The sequence below is a fragment of the Paenibacillus sp. FSL R10-2734 genome (assembly GCF_037963865.1).
Taxonomy (GTDB): Bacteria; Bacillota; Bacilli; order Paenibacillales; family Paenibacillaceae; genus Paenibacillus_AQ.
The window spans coordinates 3,809,178-3,829,894 of sequence record NZ_CP150170.1 but is presented as its reverse complement, the minus strand read 5'-3'; the positions used below and the strand labels follow the sequence as shown (position 1 = coordinate 3,829,894).

Here is a 20,717-nt window from a genome sequence, read left to right as displayed (position 1 = left end):
ATTCTAACTCTGCCATGAGAAAAAGAGCTTGTCAAGGTTTACTCCCTGCAAGCTCTTAATGTCTTTCTATTATGTTCTTAGAAAATTAATAAATAGGTAACGTTAGAACATCTCCAGCATTAATTTGACTACCCTTAATCCCATTAGATTTTTTAATTCCTTCTATATATACAGCCGTCTTCATATCAGAAGGTTTATTCTCAAGAGCTATACTCCAAAGTGTATCTCCACGTTCAACCACTACGCGCTTCTCATCCTTCATTAAAGAAGTTGATCCTGCAAATACATTACCTACTACTGTAAGCCCTGATAGTACGAGCACAATGATCAATGTCAGTTTAATAACAAAATCTCTCCGGAACAAACGCATCAATCCTTCAAGCAAGCGATCTGTAATCTCTTTAATCTGAGCTGAATTACGGGTAATAGGATTATGTCCTAAAGATTCAACCACTGGGGCTTTATCGTAGATGCTACGGTATGTACTGTATTTTAACATGAATATCATCCTCCAAACACTTGTTCTTACTTTCAAATTCATAATAACACGAACATGTGTTTTGTTCAATACTATTTTAGAACAATTGTTCTCTTTTTTTCGAAAATAGCAAAAAGCCATATCAATCTTAAAAAGACCTAATTGATCATTTATATGAAGCTTAAATAAACAATAAGAGGCTACCATTTATTAACTCTTTCATATTAATATTTATAATAGTTAGAACTTATGTTTGTGCGAACGGTAGTTCTATGTTATAATTTTCCCAAACATTACTATATGGGGTTGATTCCAATGTCAAAGATTTCTAGTCGCCAGCTGGCGATCCTGGAATTTATACGTAGCGAAGTCCGCAGCAAGGGTTATCCTCCTTCCGTCCGGGAGATTGGAGAAGCTGTTGGTCTAGCTTCCAGCTCCACAGTTCACGGTCATTTGGATCGGCTTGAGAAGAAGGGACTTATTCGTCGAGATCCAACGAAGCCTCGTGCGATAGAATTGCTAGGCCAAGAGGATTCCGAGAATGTCCATCATTTCGCACAAACCGTCGCTCGCATTCCTGTCGTAGGCAAGGTTACCGCCGGGGTGCCTATCACTGCTACTGAGAATATTGAAGACTATTTCCCACTTCCAACTCACTATGTTGGAGATAACAAAGTATTTATGTTATCGGTTCAAGGTGACAGTATGGTAGAAGCAGGGATTATGAATGGTGACTATGTAATTGTTCGTCAACAACAAACGGCTGATAACGGAGATATCGTTGTAGCTATGACTGAAGAAGATGAAGCAACCGTTAAGACCTTTTATAAAGAACGTGATCATATACGTCTTCAGCCGGAGAATCCGGCATATGAGCCTCTTCGCCTTAATCGCGTAACCATTCTCGGCAGAGTTATCGGACTGTTCCGAGATATCCACTAACCACGCACTCCTACCAAGCGGAAACAGATTACCGTCCTTTTTAGGGAAGGTAATCATTTCTGCGAGAAATATAAGGATAATGTATACCTTAAATTCTTTCTTATATTTTACAAATGGCTGTTCCGCAAACGCGGAACAGCCATTTTTTCTGCTATTTAACTCAAATAATCGATTATAGAACATTTGTTCCCATTCGCTAAAATGGCCATTTTCTATAAATAACCGTTTAGGTGTTTTGCTCATATCCTAATTAGAAAGGAGTGTTGCGCATGCCAAATTATCGAATTATTGTAGATTTATCGCAGCGAATGCTTTATCTTCTTGATAACAACGTTGTGGTCAGGGGCTTCCCTGTCGGAATCGGTAAAATGGTAACTCAATCCCCACTGGGCGAGTTCACAATTATTAACAAGCAGCCCAATCCTGGTGGTCCATTTGGTGCATTTTGGATGGGACTTTCAAAGCCTCACTATGGGATACATGGAACTAACGATCCCTCATCCATAGGTCACGAAGTCTCACACGGTTGTATTCGTATGTACAATGAGGATGTATTAGCACTCGCAGCGATTGTCCCCATTGGAACACGAGTGACGATAAGAAATTAAATCTATCCATAAACAAAAGCCCCCCACTCGATATTTCATGAATGGGAGGCTTTTGTTTTTGAGTATTTTATATAGCGCACTAGGAATTATGTGGTTATATGTCGAATATTGTTAACAGGATTTCAAATTGAAAGGAAGTGTTTAGTTTTGAACAACTCAAAAATTAGAACCCTCATCGATTTTAAAGTCGATGCACTGGGTAAACTCTCCGGTTTATTGTTAAATAACGATCAAGCTAGTGGAAAAAAGGTAAATCTGCTCACCTCATTTGGCAGCATTCAAGGTATTGTCTCCCCTGCTGACTCCAACAAAGAGGATGTATTTGACTTAAAATCTTTGATGGATGATGTCATTGTCGACGAATACAAATCCTATCTAGGATCAGAACATCCCGATAAAAATTTCGTTTATAACTTTATAGTTCTTAACGAGGTTATTGTAAGACCCTATGCTAATTACGAATCTCCAATCGAATACAAACAGCTAATTGTATATACCGATCAGATCACGGCTTTCAATTTCTTATAGTTTTTACATAGTTACTTTATAAGTATTCCACAAAGCACTCAGGCAACTGCCCAAATTTTTGCGCTCAATTTGCAAAATAGGCAGATTTCTGGGTGCTTCTTTTTGCTTACAATGTAGTCATTCCTATATTTCCACGATTTACGCTTTTAACAGATACTAGTAGAGATAATTCATGCATATCTTTCATTAAGTAATACATCTTGCTTTGAGGAGATAACTAGGAGGCGTGATTACATGCTGATTATCTTGATCTACATATTTGCTATTATAGGAGTAGTCTTAATTCTAAGTGCCGGTATTCTAGAATTGAAAAAGCTATCTACTTCTTCAGCACTGTCTAAGCTATTAAGCGCAACCTCATCTTTTAACATCATATTCACCAAAACATTCATCCCCCCTAATCAAACTCACATGATCGCTCTTAACGAATCTTATAAGAAAATAGCTATAGGCACCAGCAATCCCAAGATAAGCAAAAAAGCTGTAGCAAAGTTATACTCCTTCGATAATGTTATGGGATCAGAGATTGTTGTAAACGCTCTAACCCTTTCCAAAGTATCCAAGAGACAACAAAACAGCAAATCAACTGCTTCAAGTGCGGATATTAATGTGCTTAAGAGCGCTGACGATGAGACTAGTGTTATTCAGGAACTTACACTTAAAATATATATGAACAGTAATGAAACGCCTGTGTATTCTATTTCCTTTTTGCCAGGTTCGTTACCTATACAACAATCCGACACTCAGTACAAAGAAGCTTACTCCCAAGTCCAACAATTGCATGCTTTTTTCAGGTCGATTGTATCCGAATAAATCAGAATTACTTTCGGGATGATCATCCACCTCGTTTAATTACCCAATACCCGATATAATTTTTAAAACTGCACACTAAACCCGTTAAACTGATGAATACCTGTACCATGAGCGACAAGATTCTGTTCACGCAATTCACGAACTGCCTTCTTAACCTCTTGCAAAATAGCTGGATCCAGACCTAACGTATTATGGGAGCCGAATATTCGAGTCACATTTGGAATTTCCGTAATCTTTTCTAATGAAGCCACTAAATCAACCGGACTAGTCGAAGGGTAAAAAGCATAGATAGGTGTAACGTCATACAATAAATCCCCTGTAAACAGATATCCGTTAGCATGATCAAAAATGCTGATATGGCCTGGCGAATGACCCGGTGTATGGTAAATTTCTAATTCACGTTCTCCTATGTCGAGTACATCCCCCTCTTCCAAAAGAGCCGTAGGTTCGCCCTGAAAAGGTGTATAAGTATAAGGATCAAAGGTTTCAGGAATAGGAAGGGTAATATCTCTGCTCATATCTCTTCTTATCTGGGTAAGGGACAAGCCTTGTATTCCGTTAATTAACCAATCCTCATCCTCTTTATGAACATAGATCGTTTCAAACTGTCCATGACTGCCAATATGATCAGCATGCACATGCGTAGTGATGACAGCGATAGGTAAATCCGTTAACTCATCCGTTATTCTTTTTATATTATCAATACCTAATCCCGTATCAATTAACACAGCTTTTTCTTTCCCTAATAGTAAAAAAGAATGCACCCTTTCCCAATGCCCATATTCACTTATCGCATAAGTTGTCGGATCAATATTTATAACTGTGAACCATCGATCTTGTATCAAGTACGATCCTCCATTCCGTTCCATTTCTCCCGAATCTGTTCTTCTCCTACATAATAATCCGCCTGTTCATCCGCTTGATATATTTCTTGATAGGGTAAAATGTTGATTTTTCCTGAGTCTGGATATTCGCAAACATCTATGCCCTGATTCGTTCGGAGATCAAGATACTTGCAAGGCACTTCCGTATGATTATAAAGCTGATGAGCACCTTCCGGTCCCATTTCAAAAAATATCACATCACCTTCAGTAACCTCTGTAAAACCCCCGGGCGTCCTTAACATCGCTTTTCCAGTTAAAATCACAAATATCTCTTCAGCGTTTCTATGAAAATGATAAGGAAAGGAATATTTATCTGGATCTAAAGATCTTATGTCGAAGACTAGATGTTTTGAATTAACCATTTCAGCTAATCTCTCACTTGTATGCCAAGCAAACTCAGGTATGGGGGACTGCTTTTGTTTAAAGGTAACTGTGTTCTCATTAAAAATCTTCGCCAAATTCAACACCCCTCATCCGATAAGTAATGCATTCAATATAATCTTTTTGGTACTTTATGTAAATGAGGGTCACAATAAATATATTATGCCTGCTACTGCTAACGAAATAATGTCTCCTAAAGCAGACCAATTCGCGACTTTGTTTTTAATTTTACGGTCATCTTTGGATTCTGAATAAAAATTCCTCTTTGTTGCGGACTCGTCGTAAATCCTCCAACACATATACCAGAAATTACGAAAAAAGCCAGTCCTATATATATGAAAGTATTCATATAATTGCTCCCTTTCCGGAAAGGATTAGTTGACTATATAAGATATTTTAGCATCATTCCCTATATAATGGATTTTTTTCTAATCATAGGCATCAGCCCAGATGCTATTTTTTGTGGTGATTGGTATTGAATTGCTTTTGTGGACTCTTTAGTTCCTTGGGCAGTTGTGACAGTCCCATTTTTCGAGTTAGATTTGGCTTAAAAAAGCTTAGTCATAGTATGAAACTACCTCCTCTTGCTGCATAATCATTCTAGTGTTTTCATACAGTTAAGTCAGTTCGGAACCCCGATCTACCGAGTTATCACCATCCTTTAAGAGTATCGGTCCCAGATGATGTTATTTGCCAAATAAACGACTTTTGCGTAGAGTTTCGGACTCCATGGACCTCTGTCAAGAAAGTGGACAGTCACGAAACAGATTTTCCAGTAAATTGCTCAGCAAAACGAACGGGGGAAAGATACCCCAGCGCACCATGCATTCGCTTGCGGTTATAGTAAAACTCAATGTATTGAAAAAGCGCCTGGTAGGCTTGCTCCTTGGTTTTGAAGCGTGGATTGCAATAGATAAGTTCCTTCTTCAAAATGCTGTGCCATGACTCGATACAGGCGTTATCGTAACAGTTGCCTCTGCGGCTCATGCTGGATTCCATGCCGTATTCCTTCAATTGCTTAGCGTATTCATGAGAAGTATATTGAGAACCTCGGTCGGAGTGATGCAATAGGCCCTTTTTGGGTCGTTTGGCTGCGTAAGCATCTTGCAAGGCACCCAAAACCAGGCTAGTTTCCATATGGTTCTCCAGACGCCACCCTACAATTTCACGCGTACAAAGATCCATTACACTGGCTAGATACAAGCGTCCACCTCGGCAAGGAATATAGGTAATATCCGTGACCCATACTTTGTTGGGTTTAAGGATCTTAAATTGTTGGTTTAAAGTGTTCGGAGCGATCGGGTGGTCATGATTGGAGTCGGTAGTTTGCACGCGATACGTTTTACACACAACGGAACGAAGCTTCATTTGTCGCATATACACGCTTACAGTACGCTCGGTAATGGTGTAGCCTTCTTGATGTAACAGGACGGTGATCTTCGGACTCCCATACCGCTTATGATGATCCGCAAAATGATACTGAATTCGCTTCATTATGGCAGTCCTACGAAGCTTTTGTGTATTGGTTTTTTCTAACCGCCACTTGTAGTATCCGCTCCTTGACACCTGTAGAGACATGCACATCTTCTCCAAGTGGAACTCGGAGCGATGCTTTTCAATAAACTGGAATCTTAGTTCCTTGGTTTGCTGAAGATGTGCACTGCTTTTTTTACGATCGCTAATTCTTCTTCCACATCAGCGATCTTATTATCTTTTTCTTGAAGTTGGCGACTCATTTCTTTCAACTGCGCCTCAAGTTCTCGTACTCGATCCCTGCTGGCTACCGGTTCATTCTTCAGTTCTCGGTATTGGCTCATCCATTGATGAAGAGTACTTTTAGGGATGTTGAGCTCTTCGGCCAAGTCACCTACCGTCTTCGTTTGATCTTGAATGAATTGCACCGTCTGTTTCTTGAATTCTTCGTTATACCGTTGTCGATGTTCTCCCATGTGAACACACCTCCGTGGACTCATTATCGGTCAGTCTGTTAACTGGTGTCCACTTTTAATTCTAACTCCACCAGTGACGTTATTCCTTCGATAGAGGCTCATTTCGGGTGTTTTTTAGGCCAATAACGGCTTTGGGGTCCGATAACATGCCAAAAAGAAGAGAAAGCTGCGAATAAAGTCTACTGAGTCCGATAGCGGCTGCATACGTCGGCTTCTTTAGAATATCAGTATCAAAACCACAATGTTACCATTCCAGAACTCTATTTCCACTCCTTATAACTCCCACGTATCATATCAACCTGACAGATTTAATCCGCAGAATTCGAATCTCATATGTAACGCTTCATCTTTTACCTTCAACTATTTGTGGGCATTTTGTGGGCACATCATTAATGGAATGCTCAAAATACCGACTTGCCCACAAAAAAAACCCTCAACACCAAAGGTGTCAAGGGTTTAACAGTTCTAGTAAAGAGTCATGTATTGTGCTCTTTCCCACTCGTGAACTTGTGTGCGGTTTAGATTCAGCGCTAAGTTAAAGGTAGTAAAGGGTGCAAATACCTTAAATTAATGAAGAAATTAATTTCCGAAACAGTTATATGGGGAGAATTCGAGATATAAAACTTAAGTCCTGCTACCATCATGGTTAGCAGGGCTTAAGTATTCTACATACTATCGTAGGGTTGATTACAGATAACACAAAAATCTTCCGTCAACAAAAGAGCCGTCAAGGTTATCCCTGTGACGACTCTTCTACATGCTCAATAATATCATTTGGTTGTACTCCGAAATGGCTACAAAGTTTGTCCAGCACTTCTAAAGAGATATTCTCTCCCTTACCCATCTTCGCTATAGTGGACGGACCAAGACCAAGTGCCTCCCTTAAATCCTGCTTCTTCATTTCATTATTCGCTAATAGCACCCATAAGGGCTTGTACGAAAACGGCATTATATTCACCTTCCTACTACTTCATGTATCTATAATAATAAAAAAATACAGGAAGTGAAAGTAATCCTTCCCGAAAGGAGAGAATGGATGAAGAATTGGGTACAACTCCTAACAGCAACAATACAATGTTTCACAGCTTATCTATTGCTAAAGGACAAGAAAAAAGGAACCAAGAAAAAAGGCGCCCGCGCGGCAAACGAAAATAGGTTCCCGGAGACGCGACTGATGCTTACGATACAATGACAGTTCCATTACTCAAAAGATTGGGTTGCATACTTTGGAATGTTCCGGAGAACTATTAACGAACTGGGAGTAACCCAAAAATTATGAGATGGGAAGAATTAATGCCGGGGCAGTCCGTATGTATCTGTGAGAATCACAATAGCAGATTTGGTGAAAGGCGCGGAACCGTTGTTGCGATTGGTACTTTTATTGGAATCAGCGAACGTACAGGTACATTGATTGACATACATGAACCTCTACTAGTAATTATTGAACCAGAAGCCCTCGAAGAAGTCGACTTCGAATCACTGCCACTAGGATGGGCTGAATTTGATATAGAAATTATCTAATTAAAATGCCTCGTCAGTATAATCACTGATGAGGCACATTTTTAAAATCGTATCGGTTAGGAGTCTTTATAAAGCTATCGTTCTCCGTTAGCCATACATGCAGCGCAATCGCCGCACCACAGATGATGAAAACGGATCGACGAATCTATCCATACTGCTACAATGGCTGGGAGAGGAAGGTCGATCAACTATGGTCCTTAGAGCCCCTTCCCTTTTGGGAAGCACTCATGGGAGATTAATCCTCCTCTGGTTTTTACACCAGCCTATTCTTTATTGGTTGAGGAAGGAAGTTTGTTATTTTCGCTCTATCTAACTTTAATAAAGAAAACATAAGGCTCAGCCTTTTTTTATAAGTGTTATTATGGGTCTTCTTTATTATGCTCTTTTTCAGGTTTTGAGCTGATTCTATTTTCATGGGAGCTCAATGAGCTTAACACATTCTAAGATCACTTTATTGCTAGAAGGCTCTGTTAAAATTTATTATTGTTTTTATATAAAAAGATCCCAGAATTCGGGACTTTTTCCCGGTTTCTATTTTAAAATGAATCCATTTAAAACCATAACTGTATTGAGAATTATATGCCGTACGATAGAAGAAACAATGCTTTTAGATTTTATTGTAATTCCACAATAAAACATCCCTCCTATAGAAAAAGCGATGCATATATTGACTTCTAAGACTCTCCAACGAACTCGTTTACTTTTGACGCAAAAGAATCCCAGCTTGTATCATATCCTACGCCAGTCTTACATCCGTTAGAACGCAGCCTTTGACCTAAATGGATGTAATCGTACATTTTCATAAGGATATCTTCCTTATCCTTATCTCTTTCCATTCCACTGTGTCAGATAATTGAATCGATGGCATAATCTAGTTTCTATGTAACAAGAGTTTCATTTTTCCAATTATTATCTTGTTGATACTGTATTGTTGCTTCAAGTTGAGCTAGATCTCGTTGAATGTAAGCATTCAATAATTCATATTTCAATTCTTCATTTCTGCTGACACGTTTATGATCTATAAATAATGCAACATTCCCAAAAAGAGAGACTACTAAAATTACTAAAATCCAGTCTTTTTTCTTCATACTTTCTCCAATCCCTCCTGAAATATTGCCCACTTCCAATAAATTGCGATCAAACATCTATGGCTGATGCCGGATAAACTAATTGATCCCTTTAATGTACAGTTCAACACTTTGCCGTGTTTCTAAAATTCTATTGTATTCACCCGCTAACGCCAATACTCCCCCATTAAATCAACCACTACATAAATTTTAATAACCATTCCCTCCGTTGCTTTATTCAAGAGTTAATAAGTGATCCTTCAACTCTCACCTGCTCGCGAGACATCATCCCGAGCTCTATGATGTTCCCACTACTTGTCATGATCATGATTGAGGCTGGTTTGGACGTGTGTACAAAAACCTAGCTCAATGATTTCAGCACAAGCACAAAATCTATACTTCTGCAGATATTATATCTTCGAATTTAATCAACTCATAGTCATCATCTTCAAAACATATTTTCACTTCTTTAAGGTACATATTAACCCTAGTCACCATCCGATCACTCCCCTATTATCAAATGCATAGAATAATTAATTGTAATGATGAGCCACTCCAACAATAATAAACTCGTTATGGATACGGTGCAGAAAGCGTATAGGAGGAACCGAGGAGTGACCCCACTGCTCCATAGTGACAGAGGGCTTCAATATACCTCTCATGAGTATAAGCGACTTCAAGTTAAGCGTGGTTTCACTAAGAGTATGTCTCGTGTAAGTCGTTGCCTAGATAACCAGCCCATAGAACGATTTTGGGATACATTGAAGGCAGAAAGCTATTACCTGACGAAATATGATACCTATGATGACCTCCTCAAAGACGTGAGAAAATATATCCGTTACTACAACAATTACCGCTATACGGAGCGTTTGAATGGTTTGTCTCCTAACGAGTTTAGACAAGCTGCTTAACGGCGATAAAGAAAATCCCCCCCCAGTTCTATTCACTTGAACTGAGGGCAGTAATCTAACTGTTTTTTACACTGTCTACTTGACAGGGAGCATTTCACTTTCCATTTCAACTCAACCCATGTACCTTACTTCACCGTCACCTCTGCAGCTTTTAGGGTTTAGATTATGAGTTTATATTAAATATAAAAAAGCCGCCTTTTGGCGACTTCACTTCTTTAATTGTGGGAACAATCAGGACAATCAACGTACTTCGAAATCCCACTATCCGCCATCTTTGCATTAACCAAATCGTGAGACGGATAGACCATATCAAATTTAAACCATGCTCTATCCCATTCGTCGTTATAAACTTGTCCTTCACCTCCGAATGTTTCACAAACCTCTTTCTTCGATTGTTTCGGTAACTCTTCATCATTTTTGTCTCTTTTTGCAGCTATCGCTTTCTGTTGTCCATTTAGGTGTTGACGATCATATCTATACGACTAATTTCATCTCCCTTTCGTTTGAATTTATATGTAAATAAGAACAAAAATTAAGGGGTATCTAGTGTTTTCTCCTTACATTTACATTAATTCAAACGAAAGGAAATGGTAAGGATGACAATTAATTTTAAAAAATAAATTGATGAGCTCAATTAACCCTGAGCTCATCGGCTGGTGCATGACTCATCTTCATCCCATTGTTTGCGTTTATTGCATACCACTTACAAAAGTATCGGTCAGTTTTCACACGCCTATTTTATAAGAATCGAACCGTTTATAGGTTCCTCCTATATATAGGTGGCTATCGGGTGACAACTTTCAAGATAATTAAAAATCTCATTGTTTTTATTGATTTCTTTGTTATAGATTTGATTGCTGAGATATGGATATGCCTCGTTGGATTCCTTCGCCAGAGCCTTTCGATCAAGGCGTGCTCAACATGCTCGAAGTAGGCGCGAAGTCTTGATCGCATTGTTGTAAGCTCAAATTAACGATTTAAATACGATGCCCCCTCAATCGCAGAACGGCCAATCGACTCCGCGATTGAGGGGGCATTTTTTCGTAAACGTGCTTCGTTAGCCAGCGAGTGAGCTGCAAAAAGCTATGTTTTACCTTCGTGTCCAGCTTCACCAGCTCGAGCAAGCAAAACGCAATTAGAGCGTCCAGATCTATGGCAACGCTAGTGATTGCAATTATGTGTCAACTTGAATTTCTCTATCTAAAAAAACACTCCGTTTCTATGTGTAGAAACGGAGTGGCATTAGCTTCATATGTGTTACGATGCAGGCGGAATGAACCAGCGCTGATTGGCGCCGCCATTATAATCCCACTGGATAGCCTGTCCTCCGTCGGATGTCGATTGTCCCGAGATATCCAAATACTTGCCACTACCTCGGTTGATAATATATGACGAGTCACCTCTATCTTTATTGGTTGGAACAACTTTCCACTGTTGGTTCCATCCGCCATTATCTGGCCATTGAATCACATTAGCACCATTGGATGTAGACGATTCGCTGACTTCCAGTAAATCTCCGCTTTCTACGTTTCTGATGTGATAATAGCCGTCTCCTAGATCTTCAAAATACCATTTTTGATCATTAACAATGGAATTCCAATTAAAGTTCCATTGTATGATAAGCGCCCCATCCGCTTGTTTATCCCATCCACTGACTCCCAATGTTTTATTGCTATTTACATTTATAATGACATTAGGGGTCGTTCCAGCAGCATGCGTCGTCTGAGTAAATACAGCAGGTGCTGCGGATCCAATAAATACAAGTACCAGAATCGCTATCAACCATTTCCTATTGAGTAACCGTTTCATAAGATAAGTCCACTCCTTTAATTTTCATTTAGTCAGATTTCAAATTCTCCCAATCAAACTGCCATTATAGACGATTAGACTGTCGCCTCCTTTGATAAAAAGTAATTAATACCCATTTCATCAAATCTCAAGATGGGGTTCTATTTCTATCGTTTGAAGGCGAGCGCTCGCAATGATGTTCATAGAAATAGATCTACAAGAAACGATTTCAATTATAGGTAATTTATTCCTTAAATATACATCGTTTACATATAAAAGAGATGTATATTTAATCACATAAAAACAAACTATTTTGAATTAATTTTCCAACTTTCATCTACCCTCGGGCGATATACTCGTTAACACTCTCCTTTTTCATTCCAAGAAGATGAGCAATTTGACTACGTGAGTAGCAATTGCCAAAAGCTAATACATAACATTCCTTTTCACGAGGACTCAATGTTGATAATGCATCTTCAATCTGAAATCTTTGCCACTCTGATAAATTACTTGGACTCCCAGCATTACTTTGTTGGATAAATGATTGTATTCGAATAGGGTCCATTAGTATCTCACGCTGATATACTGCTCGCCTTTCTATCCCGCGTTTATTACCTGGTCTACGTCCTGTAGACAGCCACTCTATCACAAACTCACAATCTGATTTCATCCTGAGATAACTTTTTTTCATCAGCATCAGCCTTCCTATACGCTCGCTTCGCGCCTAAGCTGCCGTGTTCAGATCCAGTGCCTTTACCTCTACCTCTAAGCTGACAGAAACGGAATAGTTTGGTACTTCGTCCCAGGCCTCTTCTTCGCTTAATCTAGCTTCACCACACTGCTCTCCAACCTCATCTACAACCATTAAATAGTCGTAATTATCAGGATCATCTCCATAACTAAAGTCGGTGACTGTGTACCCCATCAACTCCGCCAGCGCCCGGTTAAGCTGCTGGTTTGTCATCTGTACATGTGTCATGAATTACCCTCCCCGATCCAGTCCCTTACAGCCACATACACATCGTAAGGTAAGTTATTTCCCATTTGAGCACTGACCAACTCTACCCGGGTACAATTTAGTTTGGTTGCCAATTCTTTGAAATTCGGCCGTTCTATCTTTCTCTTTCGGTAAAATGCTTCTTTTTGTTCCGTGGTCAATTTTTCATGCCTTATCGCTCCCTTCCTTATTTCCTAGGGCTGCATCTATGCTTTTCACTCCATCCGATAAATCCGCCATGGGCATAACTGCGTATCAAAATCCTTGTAACGTGCCTCTCCTACGGATAGCGCATCCTCCATAACTTTACGACTTGATTCCAGCGCCTCCCGTTGCCGGGCTATGGTCTGCTTTGCCTCTATCAGTGCAATGCCCCTACACTGTTCGACTGCCTGGTGTTCATCAATGTCCTTTATCTGTTGTTGTGACTCTTCTAGAGCAGCAGCTGACCGTTAAAATAATTTTGAGGATCTTGGCGAATCAACGAAAGGGGTTTTTTATACCAAATTTCGTCAGAAGTACGTAATTAACAATCAACTAAGTCATGAATGGCAGCGCTTGATATGTGCCACGAATTAGGTCACAGGTACCATAGAACAAGGAGAATCAATTTCTTCGTACTTTAGCAGAATAGAATTCCCTAAAGAAATGGTTATTTATTATAAAGGTGCTTTTAATTAAGTATTTGCGCTCTCACCGCTGCAAAGCGGTTTAACATATACAAAAATAGAACGCACGTTCTAACAGAGAGGTACAAATGGCAAATTTCAAGAAACATCCAACAGGATGGGAATTTCGATTAAAGTATAGAGACCCAATTACCCAAAAGATTAAAGAAAAGTCTCCACGAGGTTTTGAAACAAAAAAAGAAGCGCAAATAGCTGCAGTTGCTTTTGAGAGCAAACTAGCAGAAGGATTCGAGCAAAGCGATCTACCGTTATTGTCGTTTTTGAATGAATGGCTTCAGGAATATTAGGTGGGGACAATTCGAAAGAACACGCTTATTCAGCCAGAACAATATTAACCATTAACAAAACACTGGATTTTTCCGCTGATAGCGATGAGGAACTTTTCGGGGATACAAAGACTTTTAATTCAGAACGAACAATACAAATAAGCACATCTCTTATTCAAGATTTGAAACAACATTTTAAACATCAGAACCAGAACAAATTAGCTTGGAATGAATTATACAAGCATAACTTAAATCTAGTACGTTGTAGAGATGGTGATAATTTCATGCCGAAATCTTCTCTATTCAATTCTTTTTCGCGAATTTTGAAACGTATTGGTCACCCGGCAATGCCGATCCATTCTCTTCGTCACACTCATGCTGTCCATTTACTTGAGGCTAGTAACGATATGAAGTACGTACAAGAACGTTTAGGTCACGGTAGTATGAGAATCACAGCGGACATATACACACATAAAAGTATCCTCGAATGAAACTACATTTTTAGAGGGCATTACGGGGGCGCTCATAAACCTCCACATAACCTCCTAACCTTGCCCAAACACAAAAAAACCCTCAACACCATAGGTGTCAAGGGTTTGAAGATTCTAGTAAAGAGTCATGTATTGCGCTCTTTCCCACTCGTGAACTTGTGTACGGTAGATGTCCCATTCGATTTCTTTCAGCTCGTAGAAGTGAGCCAGAGCATGTTCACCGAGAGCTTCGGTAATAACATGGCTGCGGATCATTTCGCTAAGTGCTTCTTTCAAATCGGATGGCAAGCTTGGAATGCCTTCTTCAATACGCTCTTCCTCAGACATCACATAGATGTTACGGTCAATTGGAGCTGGAAGATCAAGCTTACGCTTAATACCGTCTAGCCCTGCTTTCAACATAACAGCAAGTGCGAGGTATGGGTTAGCTGCTGGGTCCGGGTTACGAACTTCAACACGTGTGCTAAGGCCTCTTGAAGCCGGGATACGAATCATTGGGCTACGGTTACTTGCAGACCAAGCTACGTAGCAAGGTGCTTCATAACCAGGAACAAGACGTTTGTATGAGTTCACAGTTGGGTTAGTAATCGCTGCAAAAGCACGAGCGTGCTTCAAAATACCAGCCATGTAGTAACGTGCAGTTTTGCTCAGACCCAGCTTGTCGCTTTCGTCATAGAACATATTCTCTTTGCCTTTAAACAAGGATTGGTGAGCGTGCATACCAGATCCGTTGATACCGAACAATGGTTTAGGCATAAAAGTTGCATGCAGGCCATGTTGACGGGCTACCGTCTTCACAACGAGCTTGAAGGTTTGAATTTGGTCAGCAGCAGTAATCGCGTCAGCATATTTAAAGTCAATCTCATGCTGGCCGGAAGCTACTTCATGGTGGGAAGCTTCGACTTCAAAGCCCATTTCTTCAAGGGTCAATACGATTTCGCGACGGCAGTTTTCCCCTAGATCCGTTGGCGCTAAGTCGAAATATCCACCTTGGTCATTCAATTCAGTAGTAGGATTGCCTCTTTCGTCTGTCTTGAATAGGAAGAATTCAGGTTCTGGTCCAACGTTCATAGCTGTGAAGCCCATTTCTTCTGCTTCCTTCAGACAACGTTTGAGGATACCACGTGGGTCTCCAGCAAAAGGTGTACCATCTGGCATGTAAACGTCACAGATCAGACGAGCTACACGGCTATCTGTCACCCAAGGGAAGATTACCCATGTATCAAGGTCAGGGAAGAGATACATATCAGATTCTTCAATCCGTACGTAACCTTCGATGGAAGAACCATCAAACATCATTTTGTTATCAAGTGCTTTTTCCAATTGACTAACTGGAATCTCTACATTCTTGATAGTACCTAATAGATCCGTAAATTGCAGACGAATAAAACGAACATTCTCTTCCTTGGCAATGCGTAAAATATCCTCTTTAGAAAAGCTCATGTGATCCTCTCCCTTTCGAACTTCTATATATTATTATTTATTAAAAAACCGGGATAACTCACCTTGAATCAGAGACACTTGTCCCGGTCTTTTACCGGAAACTAGTTCTTGCTTCAGCATTCGGTGAAGCTGGGAATCGGATAACTCTCTACGTCTAACCTCTGTATCAGGGGTAATCACAGTAGCTTCCTCGGATTCCTTAGAGACAGGATTCATCACTTGCTTAATGCCAGCAATATTAACACCCTTCTCAATCAGAGCTTTAATTTCTAATAGGCGCTCAACATCATTAAAAGAGAACAAACGCTGATTCCCTGACGTACGTGCTGGTACGATCAGACTGTGCTGCTCATAATAACGAATTTGTCTTGCGGACAAATCAGTCAGCTTCATTACAATTCCAATAGGAAATAGTGCCATATTTCTGCGGATTTCATCACCCATGACTCATCCAACCTTCCAATGATCTTTTTCTGATCTCATTGTACATTTCCTAATACAGCGTGTCAATGGTGTGTGAGATATTCTTACAGCAATTTTCTCTCACGCATACTTTGAAGTGCCATTAAAACGCCATATTTAACATGTGAATAGGTTAAACCACCTTGCATATAGCCAATATAGGGAGCTCGTATAGGCGCATCTGCAGATAACTCTAAGCTACCACCTTGTATAAACGTACCTGCCGCCATAATAACAGGATGTTCATATCCAGGCATATCCCATGGCTCTGGAACTACATGGCTATCAACAGCCGCAGCGCGTTGTATGCCCTGAACAAAGGCAATTAAATGTTCTGGCCCATCAAAGGAAACCGCCTGAATCAAATCTGTACGGGGCTCGTTCCACGCTGGCTTTGTCTCAAAACCGCAACGCTGAAATACGGATGCAGCAAAGATGCTCCCTTTTAAAGCTTGTCCTACAGTGTGAGGAGCCATAAACAACCCTTGGTAAAGCCCACGAGTTGTTCCTAACATAGCCCCTACTTCACCACCTATACCAGGAGCGGTTAATCGATAAGCTGCCAATTCCACAAGATCCTGTCGGCCACAGATATAACCACCCGTCTCAGCAATACCCCCACCTGGATTCTTAATTAACGATCCTGCTACTAGATCCACACCAACCTGTGGAGGCTCAAGTTCTTCGGTAAACTCACCATAACAATTGTCTACGAAGACAATCACTTCCGGTTTCAACACTTTTACCCTCGAAGTCATCTCACCAATTTCAGCTACTGTGAAAGAAGCACGCCAATCATATCCTCGTGACCTCTGGATTCCAATCACTTTAGTATTTTCATTAATGGCGAGAGCTACCTCATCCCAATCGATCTTGCCATCTACTGTAAGAGCAACCTCTCGGTAAGTAATTCCGAAATCTGCGAGAGAGCCAGTCCCATCCCCTGCGTGACCAATCACCTTATGTAAGGTATCGTACGGACGTCCTGTGATGTATAGCAACTCATCTCCTGGACGTAATACACCAAAGAGGGCTGTTGATATAGTATGTGTTCCTGAAGCAAAATGCGGTCGCACCAGAGCTGATTCCGCACCAAATACGTCAGCATAGACAAGATCCAGCACTTCACGGCCACGATCATTATACGCATACCCTGTTGAGCCGGCAAAGTGAAAATCACTGACCTGATGACGCTGAAACGCTTCTATAACCTTCCACTGATTCTTGTCTACAATACGATCAAGGGCTTTGACAGCGCCTTCTATTTCAACTTCTGCGGCCTCTGCCGCGCTCAAAATATCCTCTGCAAAAACTACCATTCGTTCTTATTCGCTCCTTACATTTACTTGCCATCATAATGACAGAAAGCGGCAGTTACCTGACGCTTTCTAGATTAGCTATTATTTTATACCTATACACAAAGCATTTCCACTTTAGGGATGGCTGACAAAATTACTGCTGGTCCACAAATTCAGCAAGCTTGTAACTCCATTTGTCATAATCCTCTTTATTAAGACGAACGTTATAGAGCACATCGTTCTCATCGTAAGTCGTTTCAAGAACCTCTCCTACCCTATAGAGCAAGGAAGAAATGTCGCCTCTGTCTCCGGGAATGCGGAAGTTGAGAGTGTCGCCAGCCAATTCATCGGCGATAATTTCGGTAATTCGAGTTAAATCCTCAGGGTTAAATGCACTGATCTTCAAATATCCTTTACCCGTTGGCAACATTTCCAGCTGCTCAGGCTGACATAGATCAATTTTATTAAAAAGTACGATTTGCGGTGTACCAGCTGCACCTAGATCCTGCAAGATGGAATGGACAACCTCCATCTGCTCCTCACGCATTGGTGAAGAGGCATCCACCACATGTAACACCAAATTGGCCTCATTCACTTCCTCCAGCGTTGCACGGAATGATGCGACAAGATCATGCGGAAGATTCTGAATGAAGCCTACAGTATCCGTAAGCACAACCTCTTTACCACCTGCTAGCTCAAGTACACGTGAAGTAGGATCCAATGTAGCAAACAACTGGTTTTCAATATAGACATCCGCATCCGTTAGTTGCTTAAGCAGCGTTGATTTACCTGCATTCGTATACCCAACAAGTGCGACTTGCACCGCTCCCGCCTTGCGGCGACGCTCCCGATGTAGCTCACGAGTCTTAACAACCTCATCCAGCTGGCGTTTCAGCTCCGTAATTCGATCACGAATATGTCGGCGATCGGTTTCCAGTTTACTTTCACCCGGACCTCTGGTACCAATTCCTCCACCAAGTCTGGATAAGTTCTTCCCTTGGCCGGAAAGCCGAGGTAACAGATAAGACAATTGTGCCAGCTCTACCTGAATAATCCCTTCTCGCGTCTTCGCACGCCCCGCAAAAATATCCAGAATAAGCTGCGTCCGGTCAATAATCTTTAGATCCAGAGCCTCTTCAAGGTTCCGTACTTGCGCTCCGGACAATTCCTGATCAAATATTGCTGTATTAGCCCCAAGAGCATCTGCAGCCATCCGTAGCTCTTCTACTTTACCTTTACCAATAAACCATCTAACATCAGGCGTTTCCTTATTCTGACGCAGCACATCCAGAACTTCAACACCAGCCGTTTCGGCTAATTGCACTAATTCCTGTAGTGAAAGCTCCGGATCAATTCCGGTTCTTTTAATTTTATCTGTGACGAGACTTACCAATATCGCTCGATCTTGTACATCTGTTTCCGTATCATGCGTAGTTATTGCCATGTATGTCATGCTCCTTATGACGGTGATAGTATCCTGTAAATCATAATTTGAAATCCTCAGTTCGCAGCGTCATTAATTCCTGCTTGCCTGGGCTGGTACTTTCATACTGGTTTAACAGTCTTACAGCCTGCCCACGAACAGCTTTCTCAATCGCGTTGCGAACATACCGCGCATTACTGAAAGCATGAAGACTCTCCGTCTTCTCTACTAACAAATGCTGCTTTAACTTGAGTATCGCCTGTGGCATCAAAATATAGTCACGATCTTTTGCCATCAATTCAGCGATTTGCAGGAGTTGATCGATCGTATAATCAGGAAATTCCACCTGTATTGGAAACCGTGAAGGCAATCCGGGATTACTCATCAAAAAATACTCCATCTCTCCAGAGTACCCCGCTAAGATAAGTATAAATTGACTGCGATGATCTTCCATGGCTTTGACGAGCGTATCAATCGCTTCTTTTCCAAAATCCTTTTCTCCACCGCGAGCAAGGCTATAGGCCTCATCGATAAACAAAATACCGCCCAAAGCTTTTTTCACCAGATCGCGAGTCTTCTGTGCAGTATGACCGATGTATTCTCCGACAAGGTCGGCTCTCTCCACTTCAATGAGATGTCCTTTGGTCAGTACACCCATACGCTGGAACAGCTTAGCTACGATTCTAGCCACGGTTGTCTTCCCAGTTCCGGGATTCCCTTTAAAAACCATGTGATAAGCTTGCCCACCGCTTGCTAGTCCTGCCTCAGTTCGCATTTGAGCAATCTGTAACAAGGCGTAGATTTCAAAGACTAGCTCTTTGATATTGTCCAGACCCACTAAACCTTCCAATTCTTGCGTTAACTCTTGGAATAGGCTAGTGTGGCCGTGATTTTTTGCAGCTACTGGCCGACTCTCTCCAGAAGGGTTAGTTATAGCCGGAGGCTCTTGACTCCGCAATACAATATTGATTTGTCGAGACGGTCTTTCTTCCTCCCGTCCACTGGCCGCTGCTACGCGTCCGCTCATCGGTATCACCTCATTATCCAGGGCTGACTTCTCTAATCAAGTCTATTCCAGTAAATGAAGTGTTATTAGAAGATTCGGGATTTTTTGGACAAATCACAGGAATAGCTGCTGAAGCTTCCATTTTGTATAGGCTAGAATCTCACGTGTTTTATGTCTTGTCATCGAAAGTACGGTGGATTCTGTAAGTCCCAGCTCAGGATTCACATATCCAAGCTCGTCAGCAATTTCATGAGCCCGCCACCCATGATAAGTATGCGTAATGATTATTGCTGAAGACAAACCCTCACGTGCCATAATCTCTTTACTATACAAAAGATTCTCGTAAGTGCTGGTAGCTTCATTCTCTACGTAAATGGCGCTATCTGGCACTCCTTTAGCAACCAAATAATTACGCATTCCTTGAGCTTCGGTATATTGTAAATCAGGTTTATCCAAACCACCAGAAACAATAAAATGTGGAAACATCCCTTCCTGATAAAGCTTCAGCCCATAATCCAGCCGTTCCTTAAGTCCAGGGCTAGGTTCGTCCCCCCACATCGACATGCCAAGAATAATCCCAGCATCCCCCTTTTGCATAGGATCCGTCGTGGCAGCTTTATTAATATTGTTTAACGCATGAGCACACCACAACAATCCAGCAATCACAATAATCGATAAAGCAATAAGCAACGTTCGTTTCGTCCAGAATCTGCGTTTTTTGGAAACAATCCGAATCGGGGAAGAACCTCTTCCGTAGACGTACCATTCCATT

General features: G+C 41.0%; 26 protein-coding genes. 9 read left to right on the top strand and 17 right to left on the bottom strand.

The genetic code is table 11. The features are described from left to right. Positions 1-85: 85 nt before the first annotated feature. Entirely contained in the window at positions 86-499 is a 414-nt protein-coding gene (locus NSS67_RS16715) for a LysM peptidoglycan-binding domain-containing protein (protein WP_339314428.1), read from the bottom strand. Positions 500-793: 294 nt separating this feature from the next. Here NSS67_RS16715 and lexA point away from each other — a divergent pair, with 294 nt between their 5' ends. The 4 genes from lexA to NSS67_RS16695 all read left to right on the top strand — a co-directional run bounded on the left by lexA (position 794) and on the right by NSS67_RS16695 (position 3,369). Beyond that, complete coding sequence (lexA, locus tag NSS67_RS16710) at positions 794-1,420, top strand: transcriptional repressor LexA (protein ID WP_042188849.1); 627 nt, start codon at positions 794-796, stop codon at positions 1,418-1,420. Between the two features lie 269 nt (positions 1,421-1,689). Next, positions 1,690-2,028, top strand: coding sequence for a L,D-transpeptidase (locus tag NSS67_RS16705; protein WP_339314426.1), 339 nt, complete (start codon positions 1,690-1,692; stop codon positions 2,026-2,028). A gap of 147 nt (positions 2,029-2,175) precedes the next feature. After that, positions 2,176-2,556 carry a hypothetical protein gene (locus tag NSS67_RS16700; protein ID WP_339314424.1) on the top strand — a complete coding sequence of 127 codons (381 nt, stop codon included), beginning with the start codon at positions 2,176-2,178 and terminating at the stop codon, positions 2,554-2,556. Positions 2,557-2,790: 234 nt separating this feature from the next. Further along, entirely contained in the window at positions 2,791-3,369 is a 579-nt protein-coding gene (locus NSS67_RS16695; protein ID WP_339314422.1) for a hypothetical protein, read from the top strand. 62 nt (positions 3,370-3,431) lie between these two features. On the opposite strand, the gene NSS67_RS16690 is transcribed toward NSS67_RS16695, so the two are convergent. From NSS67_RS16690 to NSS67_RS16670, 5 genes are all read right to left on the bottom strand, one after another. Beyond that, complete coding sequence (locus tag NSS67_RS16690; protein ID WP_339314420.1) at positions 3,432-4,238, bottom strand: MBL fold metallo-hydrolase; 807 nt, start codon at positions 4,236-4,238, stop codon at positions 3,432-3,434. After that, entirely contained in the window at positions 4,211-4,711 is a 501-nt protein-coding gene (locus NSS67_RS16685; protein WP_339314418.1) for a cupin domain-containing protein, read from the bottom strand. Before NSS67_RS16685 ends, NSS67_RS16690 begins: the two co-directional genes overlap by 28 nt. 679 nt (positions 4,712-5,390) lie before the next feature. Continuing rightward, positions 5,391-6,254, bottom strand: coding sequence for an IS3 family transposase (locus NSS67_RS16680; RefSeq protein WP_339320618.1), 864 nt, complete (start codon positions 6,252-6,254; stop codon positions 5,391-5,393). Positions 6,255-6,265: 11 nt separating this feature from the next. After that, positions 6,266-6,583, bottom strand: a complete 318-nt coding sequence (locus NSS67_RS16675; RefSeq protein ID WP_339314317.1) for a transposase — start codon at positions 6,581-6,583, stop codon at positions 6,266-6,268. 733 nt (positions 6,584-7,316) lie between these two features. Then, a complete protein-coding gene (locus tag NSS67_RS16670; protein ID WP_339314416.1) occupies positions 7,317-7,532 on the bottom strand; it encodes a helix-turn-helix transcriptional regulator in 216 nt (71 codons plus the stop codon). Between the two features lie 87 nt (positions 7,533-7,619). Between NSS67_RS16670 and NSS67_RS16665 the strand changes: the two genes are divergently transcribed. Together NSS67_RS16665 and NSS67_RS16660 are read left to right on the top strand one after the other, a co-directional pair. Continuing rightward, positions 7,620-7,775, top strand: a complete 156-nt coding sequence (locus NSS67_RS16665; protein WP_339314414.1) for a hypothetical protein — start codon at positions 7,620-7,622, stop codon at positions 7,773-7,775. Positions 7,776-7,858: 83 nt separating this feature from the next. Beyond that, on the top strand, positions 7,859-8,104 hold the full coding sequence (locus NSS67_RS16660; protein ID WP_339314412.1) for a hypothetical protein: 246 nt from the start codon (positions 7,859-7,861) through the stop codon (positions 8,102-8,104). A 674-nt stretch (positions 8,105-8,778) separates the two neighbouring features. On the opposite strand, the gene NSS67_RS16655 is transcribed toward NSS67_RS16660, so the two are convergent. Beyond that, complete coding sequence (locus NSS67_RS16655) at positions 8,779-8,940, bottom strand: hypothetical protein (protein ID WP_339314411.1); 162 nt, start codon at positions 8,938-8,940, stop codon at positions 8,779-8,781. Positions 8,941-8,982: 42 nt separating this feature from the next. Next, a complete protein-coding gene (locus tag NSS67_RS16650) occupies positions 8,983-9,249 on the bottom strand; it encodes a hypothetical protein (RefSeq protein ID WP_339314409.1) in 267 nt (88 codons plus the stop codon). Between the two features lie 464 nt (positions 9,250-9,713). Here NSS67_RS16650 and NSS67_RS16645 point away from each other — a divergent pair, with 464 nt between their 5' ends. Further along, entirely contained in the window at positions 9,714-10,082 is a 369-nt protein-coding gene (locus NSS67_RS16645; protein ID WP_339314407.1) for an IS3 family transposase, read from the top strand. Positions 10,083-11,339: 1,257 nt separating this feature from the next. Here the strand turns inward: NSS67_RS16645 and NSS67_RS16640 are convergent. The 3 genes from NSS67_RS16640 to NSS67_RS16630 form a co-directional block, all read right to left on the bottom strand. Beyond that, positions 11,340-11,891 carry an RICIN domain-containing protein gene (locus NSS67_RS16640; RefSeq protein ID WP_339314405.1) on the bottom strand — a complete coding sequence of 184 codons (552 nt, stop codon included), beginning with the start codon at positions 11,889-11,891 and terminating at the stop codon, positions 11,340-11,342. A gap of 316 nt (positions 11,892-12,207) precedes the next feature. Further along, entirely contained in the window at positions 12,208-12,561 is a 354-nt protein-coding gene (locus NSS67_RS16635; RefSeq protein WP_339314403.1) for a sigma factor-like helix-turn-helix DNA-binding protein, read from the bottom strand. A gap of 33 nt (positions 12,562-12,594) precedes the next feature. Beyond that, on the bottom strand, positions 12,595-12,849 hold the full coding sequence (locus tag NSS67_RS16630; RefSeq protein ID WP_339314402.1) for a hypothetical protein: 255 nt from the start codon (positions 12,847-12,849) through the stop codon (positions 12,595-12,597). Between the two features lie 775 nt (positions 12,850-13,624). Here NSS67_RS16630 and NSS67_RS16625 point away from each other — a divergent pair. Together NSS67_RS16625 and NSS67_RS16620 are read left to right on the top strand one after the other, a co-directional pair. Beyond that, positions 13,625-13,843 carry an Arm DNA-binding domain-containing protein gene (locus tag NSS67_RS16625; RefSeq protein ID WP_339314401.1) on the top strand — a complete coding sequence of 73 codons (219 nt, stop codon included), beginning with the start codon at positions 13,625-13,627 and terminating at the stop codon, positions 13,841-13,843. Continuing rightward, positions 13,825-14,313, top strand: a complete 489-nt coding sequence (locus NSS67_RS16620) for a site-specific integrase (RefSeq protein WP_339314399.1) — start codon at positions 13,825-13,827, stop codon at positions 14,311-14,313. The genes NSS67_RS16625 and NSS67_RS16620 overlap by 19 nt, the downstream gene beginning before the upstream one ends. 114 nt (positions 14,314-14,427) lie before the next feature. Here NSS67_RS16620 and glnA read toward each other — a convergent pair whose 3' ends face one another. The 6 genes from glnA to NSS67_RS16590 all read right to left on the bottom strand — a co-directional run bounded on the left by glnA (position 14,428) and on the right by NSS67_RS16590 (position 20,716). Continuing rightward, positions 14,428-15,756: a type I glutamate--ammonia ligase gene (gene glnA, locus NSS67_RS16615; RefSeq protein WP_339314397.1), complete on the bottom strand. Its 1,329-nt coding sequence runs from the start codon at positions 15,754-15,756 to the stop codon at positions 14,428-14,430. 33 nt (positions 15,757-15,789) lie between these two features. Further along, positions 15,790-16,200, bottom strand: coding sequence for a MerR family transcriptional regulator (locus tag NSS67_RS16610; RefSeq protein ID WP_042128355.1), 411 nt, complete (start codon positions 16,198-16,200; stop codon positions 15,790-15,792). Positions 16,201-16,283: 83 nt separating this feature from the next. Beyond that, complete coding sequence (locus NSS67_RS16605; protein ID WP_339314395.1) at positions 16,284-17,537, bottom strand: methionine gamma-lyase family protein; 1,254 nt, start codon at positions 17,535-17,537, stop codon at positions 16,284-16,286. Positions 17,538-17,670: 133 nt separating this feature from the next. Further along, positions 17,671-18,960, bottom strand: a complete 1,290-nt coding sequence (gene hflX, locus NSS67_RS16600; protein ID WP_339314393.1) for a GTPase HflX — start codon at positions 18,958-18,960, stop codon at positions 17,671-17,673. Positions 18,961-19,000: 40 nt separating this feature from the next. Beyond that, positions 19,001-19,966 carry an AAA family ATPase gene (locus tag NSS67_RS16595; protein WP_339314391.1) on the bottom strand — a complete coding sequence of 322 codons (966 nt, stop codon included), beginning with the start codon at positions 19,964-19,966 and terminating at the stop codon, positions 19,001-19,003. Positions 19,967-20,059: 93 nt separating this feature from the next. Beyond that, the gene (locus tag NSS67_RS16590; RefSeq protein WP_339314389.1) at positions 20,060-20,716 is read right to left on the bottom strand and encodes a YdcF family protein; all 657 of its coding nucleotides are present in this window, start codon (positions 20,714-20,716) and stop codon (positions 20,060-20,062) included. Between the last annotated feature and the right edge of the window lies 1 nt (position 20,717).